The 23,068-nt window shown below is 70.5% G+C and carries 20 protein-coding genes and 5 tRNA genes; 16 read left to right on the top strand and 9 right to left on the bottom strand.

Features of this window, described 5'->3' with window-relative positions:
* The first annotated feature begins 73 nt into the window (after positions 1-73).
* Complete coding sequence (locus tag IEY63_RS15455) at positions 74-2,224, top strand: hypothetical protein (RefSeq protein WP_189069892.1); 2,151 nt, start codon at positions 74-76, stop codon at positions 2,222-2,224.
* A gap of 15 nt (positions 2,225-2,239) precedes the next feature.
* Here the strand turns inward: IEY63_RS15455 and IEY63_RS15450 are convergent, their stop codons facing one another.
* On the bottom strand, positions 2,240-3,388 hold the full coding sequence (locus tag IEY63_RS15450; RefSeq protein WP_189069891.1) for an ATP-binding protein: 1,149 nt from the start codon (positions 3,386-3,388) through the stop codon (positions 2,240-2,242).
* Positions 3,389-3,476: 88 nt separating this feature from the next.
* On the opposite strand from IEY63_RS15450, the gene IEY63_RS15445 reads away from it, so the two are divergent.
* From IEY63_RS15445 to IEY63_RS15425, 5 genes are all read left to right on the top strand, one after another.
* Positions 3,477-6,149: a DEAD/DEAH box helicase gene (locus tag IEY63_RS15445; protein ID WP_189069890.1), complete on the top strand. Its 2,673-nt coding sequence runs from the start codon at positions 3,477-3,479 to the stop codon at positions 6,147-6,149.
* A 102-nt stretch (positions 6,150-6,251) separates the two neighbouring features.
* Positions 6,252-6,325 (top strand) — tRNA-Gln (locus IEY63_RS15440).
* Between the two features lie 541 nt (positions 6,326-6,866).
* A complete protein-coding gene (locus tag IEY63_RS15435) occupies positions 6,867-7,010 on the top strand; it encodes a hypothetical protein (protein ID WP_189069889.1) in 144 nt (47 codons plus the stop codon).
* A 96-nt stretch (positions 7,011-7,106) separates the two neighbouring features.
* Positions 7,107-8,492 carry a hypothetical protein gene (locus IEY63_RS15430; protein ID WP_189069888.1) on the top strand — a complete coding sequence of 462 codons (1,386 nt, stop codon included), beginning with the start codon at positions 7,107-7,109 and terminating at the stop codon, positions 8,490-8,492.
* A 280-nt stretch (positions 8,493-8,772) separates the two neighbouring features.
* Positions 8,773-9,363 (top strand): DUF4384 domain-containing protein, encoded by a 591-nt coding sequence (locus IEY63_RS15425; protein WP_189069887.1) that lies wholly within the window; start codon positions 8,773-8,775, stop codon positions 9,361-9,363.
* A gap of 55 nt (positions 9,364-9,418) precedes the next feature.
* On the opposite strand, the gene IEY63_RS15420 is transcribed toward IEY63_RS15425, so the two are convergent.
* The gene (locus IEY63_RS15420; protein ID WP_189069886.1) at positions 9,419-10,228 is read right to left on the bottom strand and encodes an SDR family NAD(P)-dependent oxidoreductase; all 810 of its coding nucleotides are present in this window, start codon (positions 10,226-10,228) and stop codon (positions 9,419-9,421) included.
* 110 nt (positions 10,229-10,338) lie between these two features.
* Between IEY63_RS15420 and IEY63_RS15415 the strand changes: the two genes are divergently transcribed.
* Positions 10,339-11,508 carry a S8 family serine peptidase gene (locus IEY63_RS15415; protein ID WP_189069885.1) on the top strand — a complete coding sequence of 390 codons (1,170 nt, stop codon included), beginning with the start codon at positions 10,339-10,341 and terminating at the stop codon, positions 11,506-11,508.
* Positions 11,509-11,569: 61 nt separating this feature from the next.
* Positions 11,570-11,740, top strand: a complete 171-nt coding sequence (locus tag IEY63_RS15410; protein ID WP_189069884.1) for a hypothetical protein — start codon at positions 11,570-11,572, stop codon at positions 11,738-11,740.
* 47 nt (positions 11,741-11,787) lie between these two features.
* Here the strand turns inward: IEY63_RS15410 and IEY63_RS15405 are convergent.
* The 5 genes from IEY63_RS15405 to IEY63_RS15385 all read right to left on the bottom strand — a co-directional run bounded on the left by IEY63_RS15405 (position 11,788) and on the right by IEY63_RS15385 (position 13,664).
* Positions 11,788-11,864 (bottom strand) — tRNA-Arg (locus IEY63_RS15405).
* 136 nt (positions 11,865-12,000) lie between these two features.
* Positions 12,001-12,077: transfer RNA gene (locus tag IEY63_RS15400), tRNA-Arg, on the bottom strand.
* A 38-nt stretch (positions 12,078-12,115) separates the two neighbouring features.
* Positions 12,116-12,203: transfer RNA gene (locus tag IEY63_RS15395), tRNA-Ser, on the bottom strand.
* Positions 12,204-12,220: 17 nt separating this feature from the next.
* Positions 12,221-12,308: transfer RNA gene (locus tag IEY63_RS15390), tRNA-Ser, on the bottom strand.
* A gap of 81 nt (positions 12,309-12,389) precedes the next feature.
* Positions 12,390-13,664 (bottom strand): nitrilase-related carbon-nitrogen hydrolase, encoded by a 1,275-nt coding sequence (locus tag IEY63_RS15385; RefSeq protein ID WP_189069883.1) that lies wholly within the window; start codon positions 13,662-13,664, stop codon positions 12,390-12,392.
* Between the two features lie 101 nt (positions 13,665-13,765).
* Between IEY63_RS15385 and IEY63_RS15380 the strand changes: the two genes are divergently transcribed.
* Both IEY63_RS15380 and IEY63_RS15375 read left to right on the top strand, forming a co-directional pair.
* Positions 13,766-14,398 (top strand): 5-oxoprolinase subunit B family protein, encoded by a 633-nt coding sequence (locus IEY63_RS15380; RefSeq protein WP_189069882.1) that lies wholly within the window; start codon positions 13,766-13,768, stop codon positions 14,396-14,398.
* Complete coding sequence (locus tag IEY63_RS15375; protein ID WP_229784746.1) at positions 14,395-15,351, top strand: 5-oxoprolinase subunit C family protein; 957 nt, start codon at positions 14,395-14,397, stop codon at positions 15,349-15,351. Before IEY63_RS15380 ends, IEY63_RS15375 begins: the two co-directional genes overlap by 4 nt.
* A 57-nt stretch (positions 15,352-15,408) precedes the next feature.
* Here IEY63_RS15375 and IEY63_RS15370 read toward each other — a convergent pair whose 3' ends face one another.
* Complete coding sequence (locus IEY63_RS15370) at positions 15,409-16,842, bottom strand: S41 family peptidase (RefSeq protein WP_189069881.1); 1,434 nt, start codon at positions 16,840-16,842, stop codon at positions 15,409-15,411.
* A gap of 41 nt (positions 16,843-16,883) precedes the next feature.
* On the opposite strand from IEY63_RS15370, the gene pxpA reads away from it, so the two are divergent.
* From pxpA to IEY63_RS15355, 3 genes are all read left to right on the top strand, one after another.
* Complete coding sequence (gene pxpA / locus IEY63_RS15365; protein WP_189069880.1) at positions 16,884-17,630, top strand: 5-oxoprolinase subunit PxpA; 747 nt, start codon at positions 16,884-16,886, stop codon at positions 17,628-17,630.
* 60 nt (positions 17,631-17,690) lie between these two features.
* Positions 17,691-18,812: a nucleotidyl cyclase domain-containing protein gene (locus tag IEY63_RS15360; RefSeq protein ID WP_189069879.1), complete on the top strand. Its 1,122-nt coding sequence runs from the start codon at positions 17,691-17,693 to the stop codon at positions 18,810-18,812.
* A gap of 75 nt (positions 18,813-18,887) precedes the next feature.
* Positions 18,888-19,547 carry a potassium channel family protein gene (locus IEY63_RS15355; protein ID WP_189069878.1) on the top strand — a complete coding sequence of 220 codons (660 nt, stop codon included), beginning with the start codon at positions 18,888-18,890 and terminating at the stop codon, positions 19,545-19,547.
* 16 nt (positions 19,548-19,563) lie between these two features.
* On the opposite strand, the gene IEY63_RS15350 is transcribed toward IEY63_RS15355, so the two are convergent.
* Positions 19,564-19,719: a hypothetical protein gene (locus tag IEY63_RS15350; protein WP_189069877.1), complete on the bottom strand. Its 156-nt coding sequence runs from the start codon at positions 19,717-19,719 to the stop codon at positions 19,564-19,566.
* A gap of 159 nt (positions 19,720-19,878) precedes the next feature.
* On the opposite strand from IEY63_RS15350, the gene IEY63_RS15345 reads away from it, so the two are divergent.
* The 3 genes from IEY63_RS15345 to IEY63_RS15335 all read left to right on the top strand — a co-directional run bounded on the left by IEY63_RS15345 (position 19,879) and on the right by IEY63_RS15335 (position 23,055).
* Positions 19,879-21,174, top strand: coding sequence for an ABC transporter substrate-binding protein (locus tag IEY63_RS15345; protein WP_189069876.1), 1,296 nt, complete (start codon positions 19,879-19,881; stop codon positions 21,172-21,174).
* Between the two features lie 89 nt (positions 21,175-21,263).
* Positions 21,264-22,202 (top strand): carbohydrate ABC transporter permease, encoded by a 939-nt coding sequence (locus tag IEY63_RS15340; RefSeq protein ID WP_189069875.1) that lies wholly within the window; start codon positions 21,264-21,266, stop codon positions 22,200-22,202.
* The gene (locus IEY63_RS15335; RefSeq protein ID WP_189069874.1) at positions 22,192-23,055 is read left to right on the top strand and encodes a carbohydrate ABC transporter permease; all 864 of its coding nucleotides are present in this window, start codon (positions 22,192-22,194) and stop codon (positions 23,053-23,055) included. The genes IEY63_RS15340 and IEY63_RS15335 overlap by 11 nt, the downstream gene beginning before the upstream one ends.
* Positions 23,056-23,068: the final 13 nt, after the last annotated feature.

The raw sequence follows: 23,068 nt of genomic DNA, 5'->3' as shown, positions 1-23,068 counted from the left end.
CCTGGGCGACCTGGCGTTCCCTCTCGCCGCCCGCACCATCCGCCAGCCACGCCCCTCCGCCTACGCTCCGCACATGACCCTCCACCTGACTGCCCTGCGCGCCCTGACCGTCACGCTCGCCCTGGCCGCCACCCAGCTGACCGCCTGCGGCGCCCCTCACACGCCCACGCCGGTCCCCACCCCGCCCGGCGGCGGGACCGGCGGGGACGTGAGTGGCGTGGATCTGCGCGCCGCGCAGCTGGCCGCCCGCGTCTCCGGGGGCAACGACGACGCGCAGGCCGCGTGGCTGGACGCCCTGAGTGCCGCCGGGCTGAGCGTCCGGCAGCTGGACGGCACCGTCCTGCGCCCCGCCCAGCAGCCCAGCCTGGGCCTGGCCCTGGCGCAGGACGACCCGGCTGCGATCCTCTACCAGCGCGCCCAGGGCGGCACCGTGACCCTGCTGGAGTTCGCGCAGACGCTTGTCACTCTGTGGCCGGGCACGGACGCGGCGCAGATCGCCACGAAACTGCGCGAGGACCTGCGCGCCGACGCGGCCAGCACCGTCCCCACGGCGCGCTTCCTGGCCCGCTTCACGTCCGCGCTGGGCGGACCCGGCGGCGACCTGCTGGGCGACACGCCCATTGCGGACGTCACAGTGGACGCCGCGCAGCACGCCCTGCTGCTCCTGCGGATCGCGGGGCGCCTGGCCGGGACCGCGCAGGCCCATGGGGCGACCCTGCCGCTCGGGGTGCGCGCCCCAGGCCTCACCGCTGGGCACGCCTCCCTTGGGTCCGCCGCCCTGCGCGCGCAGGACGCCGCGCCGAACTGCACCTTCGGCGGGGTGGAGGGCACCGTCATGGACGGCGCCGCGCTGGGCCTCAACTACGGCATGGGTCAGCTCCTGGCGTACCTGGAGGACGCGGGCGTGATCGCCAGCGCCGAGTGGCTGGGCCGCGCGAACCTGGTGCTCAGCTACCTGAAGTTCACGATGATGTTCGCCAGTTTCCGCATGGACGTCACCGTGAACAACACCAGCGTGCAGCGCACCCAGAGCACCCTGCATGACGGCGACACCCAGCACACCGCCCTGGCGAAGGTGGCCTACCAGCTGCCGAACAACGTGCAGTACCTGAACTGCATGCGGCTGGCCCTGAATCACGTTGGGCTGGATTTCAGCCTGCCGAATGCCGGGGCGGTCGAGGGCGCCGACATCCGCTGGCGCGCCGCGGGGGACGGCGCCGACTACGCCATCCTGACGGCCGCGGCGGGCGAGGAGGTCATGCACGACAGGACCGACGCGTCCGGCACGGCCGACTTCCATTTCACGGGTGCCCGCCAGCATGAGGAGCTGGGCCCGGCGGCCACCACCGTCACGAAGACGGGCCGGGTGACGGCCGTCACGACCCTCAAGACCGCCAGCCTGGCCGGGGACCTGCTCGACGCTCTGGGCACCGCCTCGGGCGGCGTGGGCGGCCTGCTGGGCCTGCCGATCGAGCTGCTCAACCGCATGTGGCCCATCTCGACGACCGTACCGCTGACCGTGCAGGACTGGAAGGCCAGCTGCGCGGACGCCACGGGCACCACCTGCTGGACCGGGACCGTCACGGTCGAGGACCGCGTGGACGAGCACACCACGCTGCTGGACCCCAACGGCTCACCCGCCGGGGAGCGCAGCGAGACGCTGCTGGCCACCTCCACGTACACCGTGAGCGGCCTGGAGGGCGAGACCGAGTCCGGCGGGACGCGCTGGGCGAGCCTGAACGCGCAGACGCACCACGCCAGCACCTACGACCTGAACTCCCGGTACGACGCGAGCTACAGCGTGGTCTGCGCCGACGACAAGACGGTCCGCACGGAGGTGGCCCGGGACTCGCAGCAGGATCACTCGGCCGCCACGCTGGACGTCACCCGCCGCCTGGACGTGTCCGTGCAGCCCGACGGGACGTACCTCGTGCAGATCGAGCTGCCTGGGGAGAACACCGACTCGGTGCTCGGGCAGGGCAGCTTCAGTTCCTCCCATTACTTCAAGGGCGCCTGCAATCCCTTCTCGGACGGGCAGTCCAGCGATTCGGGCCTGACCCGGCACCCGTATCACAACTGGTACGGCGTGACGGTGGACGGCGCCGCGCAGAGCCGCGGCGGCGTCATCACCCTGAAGGGCTCGCGTTCCGAGCCGGGGCAGGTGCGGGGTCTGCCCACCACCCGCACGGTCACCTGGAACATTCAGCGGGTGCAGGTGAACTGACCGCCTGGCCAGGGCCTACACGAGTTCCGCGAAGTCGTCGTCCTCGGCGTCCTGCGCCAGCGGCAGCGTGAAGTAGAACGACGCGCCCTTCCCGCGTTCGGATTCCACCCAGATGGTCCCGCCGTGCTCCTCGACGGCCAGCTTGCAGAACGCCAGGCCCATGCCAGTGTCGAAGCGGCCGTGCAGGGTCAGGCGGGACTGCTCGAACGCCGCGAACAGGTTCGGGATGTCCTCGGCCGGGATGCCCTCGCCATCGTCGCGGACGGTGACCTGCACGGCCTCCGGCGTGCCGCGGACCATCACGGTGATCACGCCGCCGGTCGTGGTGTGCTTCAGCGCGTTGCTGATCAGGTTCGCCAGCACGCGGCGCAGGATTTCCGGGTCGACACTGGCGGGGCTCAGGTCGGGTTCCACCTCGACGCGCACGTGCCGGTCGCGCAGGCCACTGCCAACGTCCCCGCGGGCGAGGTCCACCACCTCGCGGAACATGGGCGTGAACATCAGTTCGCGCCGCAGGTTCATCTTGCCCGCCTGGATCTTGCGGACGTCGAGCATGTTCACGGTGAGGTGCAGCAGGTGCTGCGTCTCGTCCCGGGCCACTTTCAGCAGCTCGCGGTTGTCCTCGGGCACGCGGGGGTCCTCCTGAACGATCTCCAGCAGGCCCATGACGGCCGCAATGGGGTTTTTCAGGTCGTGCACGAGCATGTGCACCAGCTGGTCGCGGACGCGTTCCTCGTGCTCCCAGGTGTCCATGCGGCGCTGCAGGCTGGCCACGCGGCCCAGGGCGTCCCTGAACTGCTGCGCGCGGCCCAGCAGGGCGCCCACCTGAAGCGCGAGCGCTTCGGGCGGAGTGGCGTCGCTGATCAGGGCGTCGACGCCCGCGCCGAGCATCTCGCCCAGGCCCTGCGAGCCGACCGCCAGCCAGTGCGTGCCGCCCAGCTCGGCCCGCTGGCGCAGCATGGGCAGTACCTGGTGCAGGGGCACGCCGGGCGTGTCGGTGTACAGCAGCGCCACGTCGGGAATAGTGACGTGCGCTTCGCGCATCAGGAATTCGGCGCTGGGGACGTGCACGACATGCACCCGCGGGAGCAGCGGGGCCAGGGCCTGCGCGCGGGCCGCCTGTGAGGTCACGACAAACACGGTGGAGGACTGAGGATTCGTCATGAACTGCCGTTCAGTCTACCCTGCCCTCCGCGCAGCACCGTGACGCTCTTCCTTCCGCGCGCTGCCTGCGCGGCTCTAGACTGAGCGGATGACCGCCCGCCCCTCCTCCTCCTTCAGCCGTCTGGAGGGGTTCCTGCGGGACACGCTGGGCGGCGGGGCGACCCGACTGCATGAGGAGACGGCGCAGGAGGCCCGCACGGTGGACGCGGCCGGACTGGGCTGGAGTGACGCGGTGGCGCGCGGCTTCGGGTTCCCGCAGGTATTCGCGCATCAGGCCCGCACGTTCGAGCTGATGCGCGCCGGTGAGCATGTGATCATCACGACGCCCACCGCGAGCGGCAAGACCGGCGCGTTCTTCCCCGGCGTGTTCGACCGCCTGGAACGCGACCCACACGCGACGGCGCTGTTCGTGTACCCGCTCGTGGCACTGGGTCAGGACCAGCGGGACAAGCTGCTGGCCTTCCGGGAGCGCGGGGCTTTTCCGTGGGAGGTGGCGGCCTTCCAGGGCAGCGCGCAGGGTTCGGCGGTCTTCCGGCCCGGGGTGCGGATGGTGACGGCCACGCCGGACAAGCTGCACTGGTCGCTGACGCAGCCGGGCGTGCGCGAGTTCCTGCGCCACCTGTCGTTCCTGGTGCTGGATGAGGCGCACACGTACCGGGGTGGTTTCGGGAGCGAGGTGGCGGGCATGCTGCGCCGCCTGCTGGCCCTAGCGCGGGCACTGGGCGCGGACCCGCAGGTAGTCCTGAGCACGGCGACCATCGGGAATCCGGCGGAGTTCGCGCGGGAACTGACCGGGGTGGACGCCGTGGAGGTCCGCGAGTCCGGCGCGGCCCGGCACGGCAAGCGCTTCGTGCTGGCGGACCACAGAGGTCAGCCGAGGCGCTTCTGGAACGCCGTGATGGACGCCAGCGAGCGGTACGACCTGAAGGTGCTGGCATTCTTCCGGGGGCGGTCGCGCGCGGCGCGGCTGTACTCCACGTACCGCGCGCAGCCCCGGTACGCCAGCCGCGCGCACCTGTACATGGCCGGCACCAGCGACCGCGAGGGTCGCCTGTCGGAGTTCCGCCGCGCCCACAGCGGCGTGATGTTCGCCACGAACGCCCTTGAGGCCGGGGTGGATATCGGGGACCTAGAGGTCGTGATCATCGACGGGTACCCAGGCTCGCGCATGGCGTTCCGGCAGATGGCGGGCCGCGCGGGGCGGATCGCGCCGGGGCTGGTGCTGTACCTGCCGGCCCTGAACGAGCAGGGGGTCCCGCAGCCGGCGGACGCGTTCTACAGCAACGCGGGGAACTTCCTGGAATTGCTGACCGGCCCGATCGAGAAGGCGGTCGTGGAGGCCCACAACCCGTACCTGTCCCCCCGGCACGCGGCCCGCGCGAACGACGAGTTTCACGCGGCCGGGCTGCCCACCCCGCACGAGGCGCAACCCAGCCCGCGCTACTGGAACCTGCGCGGCGAGGGCAGCCTGAAATTCGCGGTGGTCGAGGCCGCCGACTGGGAGCGGCTGGGCACACGGGCGCTGGACACGCCGCTGGAGAGCCCCAGCCAGCACTACGCCCTGACCGAGAAGCACGAGGGCGCGGTGTTCACCCTGGATGGGCAGGGGTACAAGGTGCTGCGCTGGGAGGCGCACCCGGCGGGCACCGCGATCCTGGTCGAGAAGCACGACGCGGCAAACCTCTTCACGCGCGGCCTGTACGCCATCGAGGTCACCCCGGCCCGCATGGGCGAGTGGGAACGGCGCGGCCCGCTGGCCTTCCGGCACGGCGAGGTCGTCATCCGGCGGCGCTACACCGGGTACCAGATGCTGCGGCAGGTGTTCGAACGCGTGTGCGTCGGCTGCGACCGCGAGCCCGGCGAGACCGAGCGCAGCTGCGCCCGCTGCGGGGGCCGCATCCAGGACCGCATGCAGGACCACAAGCTCTCCGAACACCTGTACGAGCAGCCCACCGAACTGCCGCCCTTCCGCACCAGCGCGCTGGAGGTCGGCGTGGACCCCCGCGCCACCGAGCGGCCCACCGCCGTGGCGCACACCCTCAAGCACCTGCTGCAGAAGATCACGCCGGAACGCGTGGCGTGCGATGACAACGACCTCGCCGGGGCGTTCCGCGAGGGGCGCGACACGTACTTCTTTCTGTACGACGACTGGCTGGGCGGCCTGGGCGTGGCCCGCCGGGCGTTCGAGCACATGGACGACCTGCTCCAGCGCGCCCTGGACCTGACCAGCAAGGCGTGCTGCCAGCAGGCGCAGGGCTGCTTCGAGTGCATCGCGGTCAGCCGCTGTTTCTCACCCACGCTGCCCAGCGGCGAGCGGCGCCCCACCGACAAGCTCGCCACCCGCGCGTTCCTCCAGAGCGTCCCGGGCCTCACCGTCCGCCCGGACGAGGTGGTCACGCCCGAAACGGATGACCTCTCCCCTGCGCCGCCTGACCGGGCGCTGCTGCCGGACGTGCCGGCACTCCCACCCAGCTGGCCCACCCAGGCGCGCGAACTGCTGGACCTGCACGGCCTGTCCCTGCCGGAAGTCAGCGCCCGCCTGGGCATTCCCAGTCGCGAGCTCCAGCGGGCGGTGAGCACCACCCAGCCGCTGCGGCTGCGCCACCCGAAGTTCGGCGAGGGGGTGTTCATGCAGGGGTTCCATCAGGGCGAGCGGCGCGAGGTGCTGCTGTACTTCCCCGGCGTGGGGCAGAAGCGGCTGCTGCTGAAGTTCGCGGGCCTGACCGTCATCGAATCACCCGCGCCCGCCGCCATATCCTGATCCGTCCTGCCGCGCCGTGGACCGCGCACCTGGCTTGACCGACCGTGCTGCACGCCCCTATACTTGTGGCCGCCTGAAACGCACCAGTCAGGCCGGCAGTAAAGGGATATGGTGTAATGGCAGCACAACAGATTTTGGATCTGTTTGTCTAGGTTCGAATCCTAGTATCCCTGCCAGAACCAGCGGCCCCCCGGATAACCGGGCGGGCCGCTTCTGCTATTGCCGCGTGTGATGAACGTGAAAGCTCATGAACAGCGCTCTCATTCTGAGAATATTCAAGACACGGATTCAGACCTTTCTCTGACAGAAATATCACATGACTTACTAAGTACAATAAAATGGAAATTCTCGCACTATAAAGACTATTTTCTGGTTTTTTGGCGCAAAATTTCGATTAGAGTGTCGGCATGCCCTCTAGTTCCCCCCGAACTCGGCCCCCATCGGGGGGGACCAGAGGGGCACCGAGAAAAGCCGTCCCTGCGCTGCAAAACGTCTTGGACAGCATCCCCAATACGCCCCGGCATCCTTACAGCTCATTAATATGAAAAATTTCATAGAACCTTCTAAAAATGTCAGATTCATGACAGGAAATTCATTAATGATTAAGCAAGCACACTCCTGTGCAACACAACCAGGGAAGCGATGAACTCTGCCTCAGTACACGGTCACCTCAGGGCAGACGGAGCGAATGGTGAGACCCCTCCCAAGGAGATACCTATGAATCGTCGGTTTCTCATTCTGGCTTTGGGCGCCCTCACCCTCGCACTGACCTCCTGCAGAGGCAGCACCACCCCCACCAACGGCGCGGCCGGCACCTGGAACTCCAGCACTGCCATCTGGGACAAGACCACCTGGCAGTAAGCCAGCGCGTCCCACACCCACCGCTCCACCCCCGCAGACGTCCGCGCCACACCGCACGGACACGCTCCCCTATTGCTTGAACCATCAGGAGTCACCATGAAACTCAAACTCGACACCAAATCCGCCCTGCTCGGCGCCGCCCTCGTCATCTCCGGCAGCCTCGCCGCCGACCAGGCCCCCACCCTGGTCAGCTTCAAGGCCGGCACCCCCATCAAGGCCTCCGAAGTCAACGACAACTTCGCCGCCCTCGCCAGCGGCATCCAGGCTGCCACGACCGCCGCCACGGCCGCCACCGCCGCCACGACCGGCGCCATCGACGGCGTCCGCCTCAAGGACGGCAGCATCACCGCCCTGAAACTCGCCACCAGCAACGCTGGCAAGGCCGGGTACACCCTGACCTTCACCGACACCGGCCTCGCCTGGGTCGCCGCCGGCACCGGCCCCCAGGGTCCCGCCGGCCCCATGGGCCCCCAGGGTCCCAAGGGTGACACCGGCGCTGCTGGTGCAACCGGCGCTCAGGGCGCTGCGGGCGCAAATGGTAAAGACGGCGCCGCTGGCCCCGTCGGTCCGCAGGGTCCTGCCGGAGCTGCCGGAGCCAAGGGTGACACGGGCGCAGCTGGTGCCCAGGGCATCGCCGGTAAGGACGGCGTGAACGGAACCGACGGTAAAGACGGCGCTCCCGGCGCCATGGGCCCCGCCGGCACCAACGGCGTCGACGGCAAGGACGGCGCCCCAGGGCTCGCCGGTGCCAACGGCCTGGATGGCAAGAATGGCGTGGACGGCGCCGTCGGCCCGCAGGGTCCCGCCGGCACGAACGGCCTGAACGGCGCGGACGGCAAGGACGGCGCTCAGGGTCTCCAGGGCCTCGCTGGCACCAATGGCATCGACGGTATCAACGGCAAGGACGGCGCCCAGGGTCTTCAGGGCCTCGCTGGTACCAACGGTATCGACGGTAAAGACGGCATCAACGGTAAGGACGGCCTGAACGGCGTTGACGGCAAAGACGGCGCCCAGGGTCTCCAGGGCCTCGCCGGTACCAACGGCATCGACGGTAAAGACGGCACCAATGGGATCGACGGCAAGAACGGCGTCGACGGCAAAGATGGCATCAACGGGATCGACGGCAAGAACGGTGTCGACGGCAAAGATGGCATCAACGGGATTGACGGCAAGAACGGCGTCGACGGCAAAGATGGCGTCAACGGTCTCAACGGTAAGGACGGACTGAACGGCGTCAGCGGCTACGAGCTTGTGACGGGCACGGCGGCCACAGGCCAGACGCCGACCGCCACGGCCAGCTGCCCCACGGGCAAAAAGGCCATCGGTGGTGGGGCCGCACTGAGCAACGGGAACAACGGTACCTTCGTGGTGTCCAGCAGCTTCCCCGACACCGTCACCAGCTGGAAGAGCACCGCGGTACGTGTCAGTGGTACTGGCGGCACGACGCTGACCCCCTACGTGGTGTGCGCCACGGCTAACTGATCCATCCTTTCGCAGGTGCGGCCTTCCCAACTGGGAGGGCCGCATTCACTTTGTTGCCCCTGATGCGTGCAGGTAGCGGTGCAGTCCCTGCTGTGTCCGATTGCCTGACGGAACGATCATGAGTTCAGTTACGTTCCGGCTCATGTTCCGTCAGGCTGCCTTCACCGCGCGTCAGGTGACTTTGCTTACCATTCAGGACAGGAACACGCGCCACCCCATAGGCACCCGCACGGCGAAAATCACCGCGCGGTGAGGGTCGGCACGTCCCCTGGAGTCCCTCATGAAGAAGCCCGCTCTGCTGATCGCCCTGACCGCTTCCATCCTCGGCATTCTTGCCACACCTGCCCTGGCCGCGCCGAAACTGAGTGCGCAGAGCATCATCGTCAATCCTGTCCCCACGGACCTCAGCGTGAAGGTCTGGGTGGACCGCGACCCGAGTGGTGACCGGACCCCCACCTACCGCGTCGGCGACCGGATCAGTATCAGCACGACCGTCAACGAGGACGCGTACGTGTACCTCTTCAATCTCAACCCGGATGGCACGACGGATCAGATTCTGCCGAACCGCCTGAGTGGCAGCGCCTTCGTGCGCGCCGGGCAGACCCGGGTGTTCCCCGCGCAGGGCGATAATTTCGTGTTCAACATCAGTGGGCCGCGCGGCGTGAACAAGGTGTTGGTCATCGCCAGCCGCACCCCGCTGAACCTGAACCAGCTCAGCCAGTACCAGCAGGGTGAGACCTTCGCCACCGTACAGCCGCGGACGCAGGCGGGCCTGGCGCAGGCGCTGAGTATTGTCGTGAATCCCGTCGAGCAGCCCGTTCCGCAGCAGAACTGGACCAGCGATACCGTGCGGTACAGCGTTGGCCGCTGAGCGGTAACCAGTCGGTATCACGCCCCTCCGCATCAAGCAGAGGGGCGTGGTGCGGTCAGCGTTTCGGGTTGGGGTCGCTGCTGTGGTCGTAGCGGCGCCAGATGAGGCGCTGCACGACCGCGTCGCCCAGCGCGGGGATGAGGCCCTCAAGCCACACCAGGGGGCGGTAGAGGCGCGGGACGATGGTCTCAGCTTTCGGGCGCAGCAGGACGCGCGCCACGGCCTGCGCGACGACTTCAGGGCCGGGCATGGGCAGGCGGGCGCTGGCGGTCATTTCGCTCCTCACGAAACCCGGGGCGATCAGGCTGACGTGCACGCCAGTGCCGAGCAGTTCGCGCCGCAGCGCGAGGCTGAAGCCGCGGATGCCGAACTTGCTGGCGGAGTACAGGCCGTTCGTGGCGGCCCGCCCGGCGACGGAGCCGATGTTGACGATGTGGCCGCTGCCGCGCGTCTGGAATTCCGGCAGGATCAGCCGCGTGAGTTCAATGGGCGCGTCGAGGTTCACGCGCAGGACGCGCAGCGGATCGGGGTCATTCCACCACCAGCCCTTCTCGACGGTGACGCCTGCGTTGTTGATCAGCACGTCCACGTGACCGAAGTGCGCGTGCGCCTCGCGGATCAGGGCGCGGCGTGAGGCGTCGTCCGTGACGTCCGTGGGCACGGCCAGAACGCGCGCGCCACTGGGGTCGAGTTCCCGGGCCAGGGCGTGCAGGTCCTCAGCGCGGCGCGCGGCCAGCACGAGCGCGTAGCCCAGGCTGGCGAGTTCCACGGCCGTGGCCCGCCCGATCCCGCTGGACGCCCCGGTCAGTAGCACGACGGGCCGCGCGGTGGGGTGGCGGGGGGCACCGGGGAGCGGGTCGGTCATACCGGTGATGGTATCGCAGCGTTCCCCCGTCTGGTCGCGGTGGGCGCTGTTCGGAGGTTTGGTCAAGGGGCGCTCAGGCGCGCGTCAGGGGGGCGGGCGACACTGTGGGGATGACTGCCCGTCTCCTGTTCCGCGCCGCGCTTGGCGCCCTGCTGCTGGGCCCGGCCCTGTCCGTCACGCCGGCGCTCCCGCCAGTCTTGCCGCAGCCGCTGGAGGAAATTCTGCCCATCGCGCCGCCCAGTGCCGCCCCCAGCGTGCCGCGCCCGGTCACGCCCACCGCGCCGGCCGCGGCCGTGACGCCCAGTGATCCGCTGTTCGCGGGGCAGTGGAATCTTCAGTTGATTCGCATGCCGCAGGCGTGGGCGCTGGAGCGGTCAGCGCCGGTCACGGTCGCGGTGCTGGACACCGGGTTTGTGCCCAGCGCGGAGTTGGGCGCGCGGGCCGTGAACGGCTACGATTTCGTGAGCAGCGTGCAGCGCGCCGGGGACGGCACGGGCCGCGACGCGGACGCCAGTGGGGTCGGAGCGTTCGCGTACCACGCGGAGATCATCGCGAACCTGATCGGCGCGGCGCATGACGGGCGGGGCATGGCAGGCATCAATCCGCAGGCGAAGATCGTGCATGTCCGCGTGGCCGATACCGAGGGCACCATTGCCGTTCCGGACCTCGTGGACGGCCTGAAGTGGGCGGCCGGAATTCCGGTGGCGGGCGCGCCGGTGAATCCGAATCCTGCGAAGCTGCTGAATCTCAGTCTGTACGCGGATTTCATTCCCCTCACCGGCTGTGACGCGCGCGTGCAGGCGGCGGTGGACGCCGTCACGGCGAAGGGCGCGCTGGTGATTGCGGGCGCCGCAAATGACGGGAAGGACGCGGCCGGGTACTCCCCGGCGGGCTGCCGGAACGTGCTGACCGTGACCAGTGTCACCGAGGCGGGGCAGCGGCCCGCGTACGCCAACTGGGGGCGCAGCGTGGCGCTCGCCGCGCCCGGCGGGGACGCTGCGCGCGGCATTCCCAGCCTGAGCATCAGCGGCCCGGGTGGGCAGCGCAGCCCGAACGGCACGAGTTTCGCTGCGCCGCACGTGACGGGTGTGGCCAGCCTGTTGCTGGGCGCGCGCCCCAGACTGAGCCCGGCCCTGCTGCGCGTGTACCTCACGGGCAGCGCCACGCCCTTCCCCGGCCGGCGCTGCGATCCGCAACCTGACCGCACGTGCGGGTCGGGGACCCTGAATGCCGAGGCGGCCCTCAAGCGCGCGCTGGCGTCCACGCTGGGCCGGTTGTAACGGGGCCGGGACCACCGGCCCCCACCTCACCCCGTACCCTGAGCGGCATGAGGTTCACGCAATGAACGCGCCGGCCTGGCGCATCTGGCTTGTCGTTGCCCTGATGTGCGGCTGGGGCATCCTGACCATCCGTTTTGTCACCAAGCAGGAGTGGCCCATGGCGCTGCTGTGCGCGGTTCTGCTCATCAGTAACGGCGTGACCCTGTACCGCCTGACCAAGCACGGCAAGTAGGACGCAGGACAGCAGAAACCCCCGCTTGCGGCGGGGGCCTTCTCTTATGGTGTGCCCGAAGGGATTCGAACCCCTGGCCTTCTGATCCGTAGTCAGACGCTCTATCCAGCTGAGCTACGGGCACGTCCTGTCTGCGCTCAGTGCGCAGCCGAAAGAGGTTACCGGTTCCAGGCAGAAATTGCAAGCACGAACAGGAGAACTGGGAGCGGCGCGGAAGCAAGCAACAGCAAACCCCCGCTTGCGGCGGGGGTCATCTCTGGTGGTGTGCCCGAAGGGATTCGAACCCCTGGCCTTCTGATCCGTAGTCAGACGCTCTATCCAGCTGAGCTACGGGCACATCCTGCGGCTGTATTCAACGTGTGGCGCGTTGAATGGTGGCGAAGAGGGAGGGATTCGAACCCTCGATACCTTGCGGTATACACCCTTAGCAGGGGTGCGGTTTCAGCCACTCACCCACCTCTCCAGTCCGGTTGTCATGTTTGGCGAGGGGTGAGGGATTCGAACCCCCGGTAGGTTGCCCTACTACGGTTTTCAAGACCGTTGCCTTCAACCACTCGGCCAACCCCCCCTGCGTGGCGGGGCGCGCCCTGTGCTGAACTCAGGCGCGAGGGGAAGTATAAGAGGGGGGGCGCGTCCTGTCAAATGCCGGTCATGCCCGGCGCCGGCGCCAGAGTGGCCGGGCCAGCAGGGCCAGCGGGAGGGCCGCGAGGACCCAGGGCCACCGTCCCGGGCGGGCGGCGCGGGCCTCGCCACGCAGCAGGGCGTGCAGCGCGTCCTCGTGGGGCGTGCGGGGCGGGGCCGGTCGCGTGGCGGGCGGCAGGGTCAGGTCGGCGTGCAGGGTGGCCTCGCGGTACTGGTTTTCCATGGGGTGGCCGCTGAGCGCGGCGCGGTGGCGTCCAGCCTCGCGCAGGGCGGGGGGCTCGCCGCTGGTCACCCAGGGCGCCAGGGCCAGGAAGCCGGGGCGGGGGGCGGTCAGGACGTAGCTGCGCGGCGCTGGGGCTTCCTCGGCGGGGCCGGTGATGGCGCTCTGACCGTCGAAGGTGAGGTCGAGGAGATTGCCGACGACCATGGGATTCACGGCGTAGGGAATCTGGCGCTGGGCGGTGACCTGCCAGCTGCTCTCCAGCCACGCTTCGGGCTGGTCGCGGAGGTTCGCGGGGTCGGGGGGCAGGCCTTCCTTGGCGGTCCAGGGCGCGCCGTTTGCGTCGGGTTGCAGCAGCACGGTGCAGCCCTGCGCGGCCAGCGTGCCGATGACGTCGGCCCGGAACGCGTCGAGGCTGATGGCGACGCCCAGGTCCCCGGCGGGCGTGGGGAAGACGCGCAGGTCGCCCAGGGCGCCGGGGGTGAGGTCCACGCCGCCCGCCTCCTCGTCGGGGGTGAGGTGGACCTTGTCGGTCACGCCGATCAGGTCGCCGTTCGGGTCGAGCAGGACGGTCTGGTTCGTCAGGAGGCCGGGCTGGCGGCACAGCCGGGCGCTGCGGCGTTCGTATCGGGGGGTGGGCGCGCTGCCGCAGCAGAGGTACACGCCGTACTCGCGCGCCAGGTCGCGGCAGGTGGTCAGGTACAGGTCGGTGTTGGCGTCGATGTCCGCGAGTTGCAGCGCGCGGACGGGGGACACCCGCTCGCGCAGCAGGATGGGCAGCGTGCGTGGCAGCCGCGCCAGGAACAGGGCCAGGGCCACCCGCTCGAAGGTGCGCAGACGGAGTGCCCACGCGCCGCCGCGCATGACCAGTGGCAGCCCGTTCAGTTCGGTCAGCACGACCAAGTTCACGCCGTTCTCGTTCAGGTGGGGTCTGGCCATGTCCAGCTGGGCGCGCATCCAGCGGCGGAACGCGGCGGCGGTCACGAAGTCCTGCGCACTCCAGTGGGGCTGCACGGCGACCGCGCGGACGTGCCGGGCGGCCTGCGGGTGGGGGGCGGTCATGCCCCGCAGCGTACCGGGTGCGGCGGGCCGGGCGGGGCGAGTGTGCGGCGCGGCTGCACAGGACCGCGCGGCGGGGTGCGGGCGCTCCGTATGCTGGGTGCATGCCTGCACCCTCCGGTCCGTGCCCGCCGACTTTTGAGTGGCTGGGGGACGCTGCGCTGAGCGTTCACACGCCACTGGCCCGCGAACTGTTCGCCAGCCTGCGCGCGCAGCCGCTGCCGGGCGTGCTGGAGGCCGTGCCCGCCCTGGATCTGCTGACGCTGCTACTGGATCCGCCCGGCGCGGGCGAGGCGGTGCTGGCGGGCGTGCAGACGCGGCTGGCGACGCTGAGACCCGCGCCGGGCGGGTCGGGGCGGACCCTGGTGGTGCCCGTGACCTTTGACGGTGCGGACCTGGCGTGGTGCGCGGCGCACGCGGGTCTGTCCGGGCCGGCGTTCGTGGCGGCGCTGTGCGCGGCGGAGCTGGAGGTGGCCTTCCTGGGGTTCACGCCGGGCTTCGCGTTCCTGACAGGGCTGCCCGCCGCGCTTCAGATGCCGCGCCTGGACGCGCCGCGCGAACGGGTGCCGGCGGGCAGCGTGGCACTGGGCGGACCGTGGGCGGGCGTGTACCCGCGCCCGACGCCGGGCGGCTGGCGGCTGGTGGGCCGCACGTCCGTGAATTTCTTCGATCTGTCGCGCCGGGCGCCGGTGCCGTGGCAGGCGGGCGACCGGGTCCGGTTTGAGGCCCGCCCGTGACGGCGGGGGCCAGGGCGCCGGCCACGGGCGCGACGGTGCTGCGCGCGGGCGTGCAGAGCACCGTGCAGGACGCGGGCCGTCAGGTGCGGTCCCTGGGCGTTCCGGCCGGAGGCGCGGCCGACGCGCCGGCGCGTCGCCTGGCGAACGCGCTGGTCGGGAACGCGCCGGGCGCGGCGGGCCTGGAAGTCACGCTGGGGGGGCCCAGCCTGCTGTTTCACGAGGCGGCGCTGATCAGCCTGTGCGGCGCGCCGTTCGACGCGGCGCTGGACGGCGCGCCCTTCCCGCTGTGGCGGGCCGTCCCGGTGCAGGCCGGACAGACGCTGGCGGTCGCGGGCACCGCGGCGGGCCTGCGGGCGTTCCTGGCGGTGCGCGGCGGTCTGAACGCGCACGAGGTGTTCGGCAGCCGCGCCACGGACCTGCGCGCCGGGTTCGGCGGGATGCAGGGGCGCGCGCTGCGGCCCGGGGATCACCTGACCTGGGCGACGGCGCCCCCCCACGGGGCGCGGCGGGCGTTCATCGCGCCGGAGATCCGCACGCCCCTTGGGCCGCACCATGACCTGCGCGTGATCGGCACCCGGGACCTGACCGGCAACCTGCCGGCAGAGCTGCTGAACCGGCCGTTCACGGTCAGTGCGCAGGCGGACCGCATGGGCGCGCGCCTGCATGAGGCGGTCGCGGCGCCGCGCGACCCGGCGCGGCCCAGCGTGCCGAACGTGCCCGGCATGCTGCAGCTGCCCCCGGATGGCCGCCCGATCCTGCTGCTGCCGGATGCGGGCACGCACGGCGGGTACCCCACGCCGCTGGTGGTGATCACGGCGGACCTGCCGCGCCTGGGGCAGCTGCGGCCCGGCGACACCCTGACGTTGCGGCAGGTGACGCGCGACGCAGCGCACGCGGCGTATCAGGCTCAGGAGCGGGCGCTGCGGCAGGCAGAGTGGGTCCTCAGGCAGTAAGGGCAAGAGGCAACTCACCTGCGCCCACCACGCGGCCTCCGCTTCTCCCCGTTGCGGTCACTTCAGGGCAGCCTCGAGCGGCAGGTCATGCCCGTGGGCGAGGGCGCGCAGGTCGTCGGCCGTGACCGGGGTGGGGGTCACGCTGGCGTGCAGGGGACGGCCGCTCAGGTCGTTGGCGCGGCCGATGGTGACCGACAGGCCGCGGTCCCCGCTGAGGCCGCCGATGACGGTGACGGTATTCCCGACGCCGTAGGTCGGCTCGCCGGTCAGGCCAGCGCCGGTCTGCGCGGCGAGTTGCGCGACGATCTCGGAGGCGCTGGCGGACCCGGCATTCACGAGGACCGTCACGGTGCCCGTCCAGCGGGCCGGGCTGTTCAGCGTCAGGACGGGGCTGGTGGGGGCGCAGTTCACGCCCGCGAGCACCTGCCCGCCGCGGTACGCGAAGGTCACGTCCTGCCCGTCGAGGGTCTCGATGGTCTCCCCCGCCCGGTCCCCGGCGAACGCGCCGGCCACGCCGATCGCCTCGGACAGCAGGCCGCCGCCGTTGCCGCGCAGGTCCAGAATCACGCGGGTGGCGCCCGCGCGCTGCGCGTCGCCCAGCAGGGCATGCACCTGATCCGCCACGCCGCCGGTGGCGAAGGTGGGCAGGCGCAGCAGCAGCGTGCCGGGCGCCACCGCCTGCGCGTAGGGCATCGGGGCGCTGCTCAGGACGCGGGGCGTGACGCTCACGCTGGCGGTCGTTTCTGCGCCGCCCTGGGCGCGGCGGTACGTGACCAGCACAGGCTCACCAGCGGCACTTACCTGCCCCAGCAGGGCGGTCAGGCGCGCGGCGTGCATTTGGTCGCTATCGCCCGGCTGCCGGTTCAGGGGCTGGCCGTTCACGCTCAGCAGCGTGTCCCCGCGCGTCAGTCCGGCCTGCGCGGCGGGCCAGCCGGGGAACGCGTCGAGCAGCACCGCGCCGTCCTCTGCGGGCACCGGGGCCCAGCGGACGCCCAGGCGGGGGGCGGGGGTGGGCGCCGCGCTCAGGCTGTCCCGGAACGCGCGGTACCCGGCGGCGTCCAGGAAGTAGGTGTGCCCGTCCTGCACGCCGTCCACGTAATCATTCATGAAGGCGTCGGTCTGCGCGGTCAGGGGCGCGGCGCGCAGGTTCCCGAACGCCTTGCGGGCGGCGGTTTCGGCCTGCTCGTGCAGCGCCTGGAGGTCCACGCTGGACACCCCCCAGTAGTTCAGGTTGATGGCCTCGCGGACGTCCAGCAGCTCGTCGAACAGGCTGGGGGTGGCCTGGGGGCGCAGCGGCGCGGGCCGCAGATTCACGCCCATCAGCCCGCGCGGGCCGCCCAGGTCGCTCAGCCACGCGGGCGTCAGGGCGCAGCTGGGCTGGTCCGGGCGGGTGGGGCGCGCCACGGTGGGCACGTCGTCACTCTGCGGGGTGGGGGTGGACGTGCAGGCGGCGAGCAGCAGGGGCAGCAGCAGGAGGTGGGCGCGGGTCACGCCCGTATTGTGGCGCGCGGCGGGTGACTACACTGGAAGGTATGACCCTGCCAAGCATCGACCTGAACGCCGACCTGGGAGAGGGCAGCGCGCACGAGGAGACCGTGATGAGGGCCGTGAGCAGCGCGAACATCGCCTGCGGCGGCCACGCCGGGGATCTGGAGAGCATGCGGGGCTCGCTGAGGCTCGCGGCGCGCTTCGGGGTGGCGGCGGGCGCGCACCCGGGCTTCCCGGACCGGGAGGGCTTCGGGCGGCGCGAACTGCACTTCCCGCCGGACGAGGTCCGCGCGTTCGTGCGCGAGCAGATCGAGGCCCTGAAGGCCGTCGCGGCGCGCGAGGGCGTGGCGCTGCGGCACGTCAAGCCGCACGGAATGCTGTACAACATGGCCGTCCGGGACGAGACCCTGGCGCGCGCGGTGGCGCAGGCCGCGGCGGACAGTGGCGTGCCGCTGTTCTTCGGGCTGGCCGGGCCGGGCAGCGTGATGCTGCGCGAGGCGCGCGCCGCAGGGCAGCGGGAGATCGGGGAGGGCTTCGCGGACCGCGGATACGCGCCGGACGGGAGCCTATGGCCGCGCGGGCAGGCGGGCGCGCTGCTGCCCTTTGACGCGGCGGTCGCGCAGGGCGTCCGCATCGCCCGGGACGGCGTGACGACCGCCATGACCGGCGAGGAGGTCGCCGTGCCCGCGCGGACGCTGTGCCTGCACGGCGACGGCGCCGAGGCCGCCGAACTGGCCGGGGCGCTGCGCGCGGCCCTGACGGCAGCCGGGCTTCGGGTCGCGGCGCCCTGAACGGGCCGGGCGGCGTTGTCAGGTCTCCGTGAGAGTGCGCGTGGTGCAATCGGACGTGAGATGCTGCCCGACCTCCGCCCCAGTGCCCTGACGCCGTCCGCCCGTGACGCGCGCGGCGGCGTGTTCCGCACGACCGTGGACCACCGGGCGCTGAACCAGCGGCTGCTGGCGGGCATCCTGGTGGCCACGCTGCTCGCGGCGGTCTACCACCAGCACGATCCCTTCGAGCGGCTGGCCCTGCCCCTCATGGCGGCCCTCCAGGGCACGCTCCTGGCCGCACTGAGCTTCACGCGCCTGCCACTGCTCACGGTGCAGGTGGCCGCGCTGCTGGGCGGCTGGACGTACCTGCTCACCAAGATCGGCTACGTCCTGTTCGTCCTGCCGGACGGCGCGGGCCTGTCCACCCTGATGGGCCTGGCCCCCTGGATGGCCGTGCTGATCGCCTCGCACCTGTGGGCGCTGGGCGCGCAGGTCAGCGGCCCCCTGAACGCCGCGGCGCTGGGCGGCCTGAGCCTGCTGCTGATCGCCAAGGTCGCGCACGACCCCACGAGCTTTCAGGGCAGCGTGGTGGGCACCCTGCTTCAGATGCTGCTCGCCAGTGGCGTGCTGCTGTTCGGGCAGCGCAACGCCGCGCACCGCCTGAGCGCCGACGTCCGCCAGGCCGTGCTGGGTCAGGACCTGCCGGGCCGTGACGCCCTGACCGGCCTGCCCGCCCGGCCGGTCCTGGAACAGCAGCTCAAGGCCATGCACCGCCGCCTGCCCGAGCGGCTGGTGGTCGCGGCCATCGGCGTTGATGTTCCCCCGGGGCAGGCGCTGGACGCGCGGCTGTCCGCGCACGTGTCCCGGGTGCTGATGGGCACCGTCCGCGACCAGGACCTGCTGGGCTGCCTGGGCGACGGGCAGATGGCCCTGATCATGCGCGCCCCGGACGCCCGCTCGGCCCGCGCCGCCTGCGAGCGGCTGCGGGTGCGCGTGGCGTCCCGCCCGCTGGACGGCCTCATTCCGACCGTCACCATCGGCGTGATGTACGCCGACGGGCAGCTGGACGCCCTGGGTCTGCTGCGCGCCGCCGAGGACACCCTGACCGCCGCGCAGGCCAACGGGACCAACCGCGTGCTGCTGGGCCCGGTCCATGAGGACAGCGCCGCCAGCCCGGACCTGCGGGGCGCCCTGCCCGCCTGAGCGGAAGCGTCCGCGCCCCGTTTGCGGCACAATCGGATGACGCTGCCCAGCTCCGGGCGGCAGAAAGGACCATCGATGAAAAGCAAACAGTGTCTGGTGATCGGCCTGGGCCGCTTCGGTACGGCCGTGGCCACCACCCTCTACGAGATGGGTCACGAGGTCGTCGCCATCGACCAGAACGAGGAGAACGTCGAGCGGGTCATGAACCTCGTCACGCACGCCGCCATCGTGGACGCCAGCGACGAGCGGGCCCTGCGCGCCCTGGGCGTCGGGGATTTCGACGTGGTGGTCGTGGCGATCGGCACGGACGTGCAGGCGAACATCCTGGCCACCATGAACGCCAAGAGCCTCGGCGCGCCGTACGTGGTCAGCAAGGCCATTGATGAGATGGCACGCCGCGTGCTGGAACGCATCGGCGCGGACTTGGTCATCCGGCCCGAGCATGACATGGGCGTGCGGCTGGCGCGGCAGATCGCCACGCCGAACATTGTGGATACCCTGGACCTGGGCGGCGACTACGCCATCGTGGAGATCGAGGCGAATGAGCGCCTGAAGGGCACGCTGCGCGACCTGAACCTCACGGGCCGCTTCAACGTGCAGATCATCGCGATCAGCCGCGCTGGGAAGATCGAGGTGACGCCCCGCGCCGAGGATGAGCTGCGCCCGCATGACAAGCTGGTTGTGATCGGCACCAGCCACGCCATTGACGACCTGCGCCGCTACCTGGGCGAGTAAGAGCAGGCCCCCGGGGTCAGCGGTGGAGGAGCGCCACGGTCAGCGCCGCGAGCAGCGGGAGCAGCGCGCCGAGGCCCCACACGGCCATGCCGCGCGCCGCGCCGGGCCGCAGCAGAAGCAACAGCAGCAGCGCCGTGAAGCCCAGCGTGACGAGCAGGTAAAGCGCACCCATGCCGCGCAGGATACCGCCTGTCATGAACAGCGGGCCTGCGCCGCCCACGCGGCCGGGCACTCCTCTGGCGCGTGACCTGACCGGCAGCCGACGTTCCCCTGACGGTCCCGTCACGCGCCGCTGATGGTCGCCTGAACATGAGAGCCTAGCCTCGGTCACGTGAAGAAACTCCTGCTGACGCTGGCCCTGGTCGGGCCCGCCGCCTCCGCCGCCCAGGCCCAGACCGTCGTTGAGTTCTGGCATTCCTTCGGGGACGCCAAACGCAGCGGCTGGATCCAGGCGCGCGCCGACGCGTTCAACAAGGCCAACCCCGGCGTGAAGGTCGTGCCCAGCTACAAGGGCAGCTACAACGACAGCCTCCAGGCGACCATCCTGGCCGCGCGGCAGGGCAAGGCCCCGGCCCTCGTGCAGATCTTCGAGGTGGGCAGTCAGCTCGCGCTGGACAGCGGCGCGTTCCAGCCCGTCAGCAGCGTGAAGAACGTGGACTTCAGCGACTACATCAAGCCGGTCATCAACTACTACACGATCGGCGGGAAGGTGAACAGCTTGCCGTTCAACTCCAGCAGCCCAGTCCTGTACTTCAACCAAGAGCTGCTGAAGAAAGCGGGCCTGGACCCCAAGACGCCGCCCACCACCTTCGGCGCGCTGATGAAAGCCTGCCAGAAGATCGAGGCCGCGAAACTGGACGCCAAGTGCTTCGGCATGAGCCTGAACGGCTGGTTCGTCGAGCAGTGGATGGCGCAGCAGGGCCAGACCCTCCTGAACAACGGCAACGGCCGTCAGGGCCGCGCCACGAGCACCACCCTGGACAGCAAAGCCGCGCAAAACATCTTCAGCTTCTTCAAGACCATGCAGGACCGCGGCTACTACACCTACACCGGCAAACTGGAAGACTGGGACGGCAGCGACGCCATCTTCACGAACCAGAAGGCCGCGTTCCACATCACGTCCACCGCCGACATCGGCAACATCCGCGACGCCGCGAAGAAAAACGGCTTCACGGTCGGCGTGGGCGCGCTGCCCATCCCGGACGGCAGCAAGCGTAACGGCGTCGTGATCGGCGGGGCCAGCCTGTGGATCAGCAAGGGTGTCAGCAAGGCACAGGCCGAGGGCGCGCTGGACTTCGCGCTGTTCATGACGAACACGCAGAACATGGCCGACTGGCACAAACTCACCGGGTACTACCCCGTGCGCCAGAGCAGCATTGACCTGCTGCGTAAACAGGGCTGGTTCAGCCAGACGCCGCTGCAACTCGTGGCGTTCAACCAGCTGACCCGCACCGTGCCCAGCCCCGCCACGGCCGGCGGCCTGAACGGCGCGGCCATCCAGACCCGCCGCATCATCGAGGAAGGCGTCCAGAAAGTGCTGGGCGGCCAGGGCGTGGCCGCCGCGCTGAAGGACACCAAGGCCCGCGCCGACGCCGCGCTGGGCGAGTACAACGCGAACTTCAAGTAACTGCGCTCCCCGCGCGACCTGCCCTGACCGGGGTGGGTCGCGCCCGGCGTTGAAGGAGAGGGTATGACCGACGATTCGAGGGGCGCGGCGTGCTGAGCGTCCGCCAGAAAAGGGATGCGGGCGGGCGGGAGGACCGGGCGGTGTTCCGGGGCGCGGCGCTGCCGTGGCTGTTCCTGCTGCCCAGCTTGCTGATCCTGGCGGTGTTCATCTACCTGCCGACCCTGCGCACGCTGCGGCTGGCGGGATACCGCGCAAACCTGATCCTGGGCACCGAGCAGTGGGTGGGCCTGGGGAACATCACGGACCTGCTGGGCAGCGCCACGTACCGGCAGGTGGCGCTGCAGACGCTGGTGTTCACGCTGCTGAGCGTCACGGGCGGGCTGCTGCTGTCGCTGGGGCTGGCGTGGCTGGCCAGCCGTCCCGTCCGGGGGTCACGCGCGTACCGGCTGCTGCTCATCTACCCGTACGCGCTGAGTCCCGCCATTGCCGGGACGCTGTGGCTGTTCCTGTTCAACCCGGAGATCGGCGTGGTGAACCAGATCCTGGGTGACCTGGTGGGCGTCCGCCCCCGCTGGCTGGACACGCCGCTGCTCGCGTTCGCGCTGGTGACGGTCGCGGCCATCTGGAAGGGCCTCGCGTACAACATCGTGTTCTACCTGGCGAGCATCCGGAACCTCCCGACCGACGTCATGGAGGCCGCGCAGATCGACGGGGCGACCCCCGCGCAGGTGTTCTGGCGCGTGGCGTTCCCGCTGCTGAGCCCGGTCACGTTCTTCCTGGTGTTCACGAACATCGTCGCGGCGCTGTTCGACTCGTTCGCGCTGACCGACCTGCTCACGCGCGGTGGGCCGTACGTGGGCCACGCAGGGATCACGACCTTCCTGGTGTACCAGCTGTACCAGGACGGCTTCGTGAACTTCAAGACCGGCGCGGCGGCCGCGCAGGGCGCGCTGATGCTGGCCCTCGTGGCGTTCGTGACGTTCATGCAGTTCCGGCTGGGCGAGCGGCGGGTGCACTATGGTGCGTGACCGCCTGCTGCCCCGCGCCCGCACCGCATCGCCCACCCGCGCCCGCCGGGGCGACTGGAGCGCGCACCTTGCCCTGATCCTGGCGGTGCTGCTCATCAGCGCCCCGTTGATCCTCGCGCTGATCAAGGCCACGCAGCCGTCCAGCGCGGTGCTGAGCCCCTCCCTGCTGCCTGGCGGCGCGTTCTTCACGAACCTGGAACGCGTGTGGGTGGACGCCCACTTGGGCCGCTCCATGCTCAACAGCCTCATCGTGGCCGTCACCGTTACCGCCGGCAAGACCGTCCTGGCCCTGCTGGCCGCGCTGGCCTTCGTGTACTTCCGCTTTCCCCTCAAGGGCGCGGCCTTCGCCCTGGTCCTCGTATCGCTGATGCTGCCCACCGAGGTGCTGATCGTCGCCTTGTTCGACCTCGTCAGCCGCGACCTGAAATGGGCCGACTCGTTCGCGGCGATCATCGTGCCGTTCCTGGCCAGCGCCACCGGCACGTTCCTGTTCCGCCAGCACTTCCTGAACATCCCCGCCAGCCTCGCCGACGCCGCCCGCATCGACGGCTGCGGGCCGCTGCGCTACCTCACCCGCATCCTCATCCCCATGAGTTGGAACACCATCGGCGCGCTGGCCGTCATTCAGTTCGTGTACGCCTGGGACCAGTACCTCTGGCCGCTGGTGATCATGCAGCGCGACGACCACCAGGTCGTGCAGGTCGGCCTGCGCAAACTCATCGAGGTGGGCGGCCAGACCGACTGGGGCGCCGTCATGGCAGGCGCCATCATCACCATGCTGCCACCCCTGATCGTGTTCACCGCCCTGCAGGAACAGTTCAGCCGCGGCTTCGCCCTCAGCGAAGACAAGTAGGCCGCAACCAGAC

The sequence above is a fragment of the Deinococcus radiotolerans genome (assembly GCF_014647435.1).
GTDB lineage: Bacteria > Deinococcota > Deinococci > Deinococcales > Deinococcaceae > Deinococcus > Deinococcus radiotolerans.
Note: the sequence above shows the minus strand (reverse complement) of the source record. Positions and strands in the feature narration are given on the sequence as shown.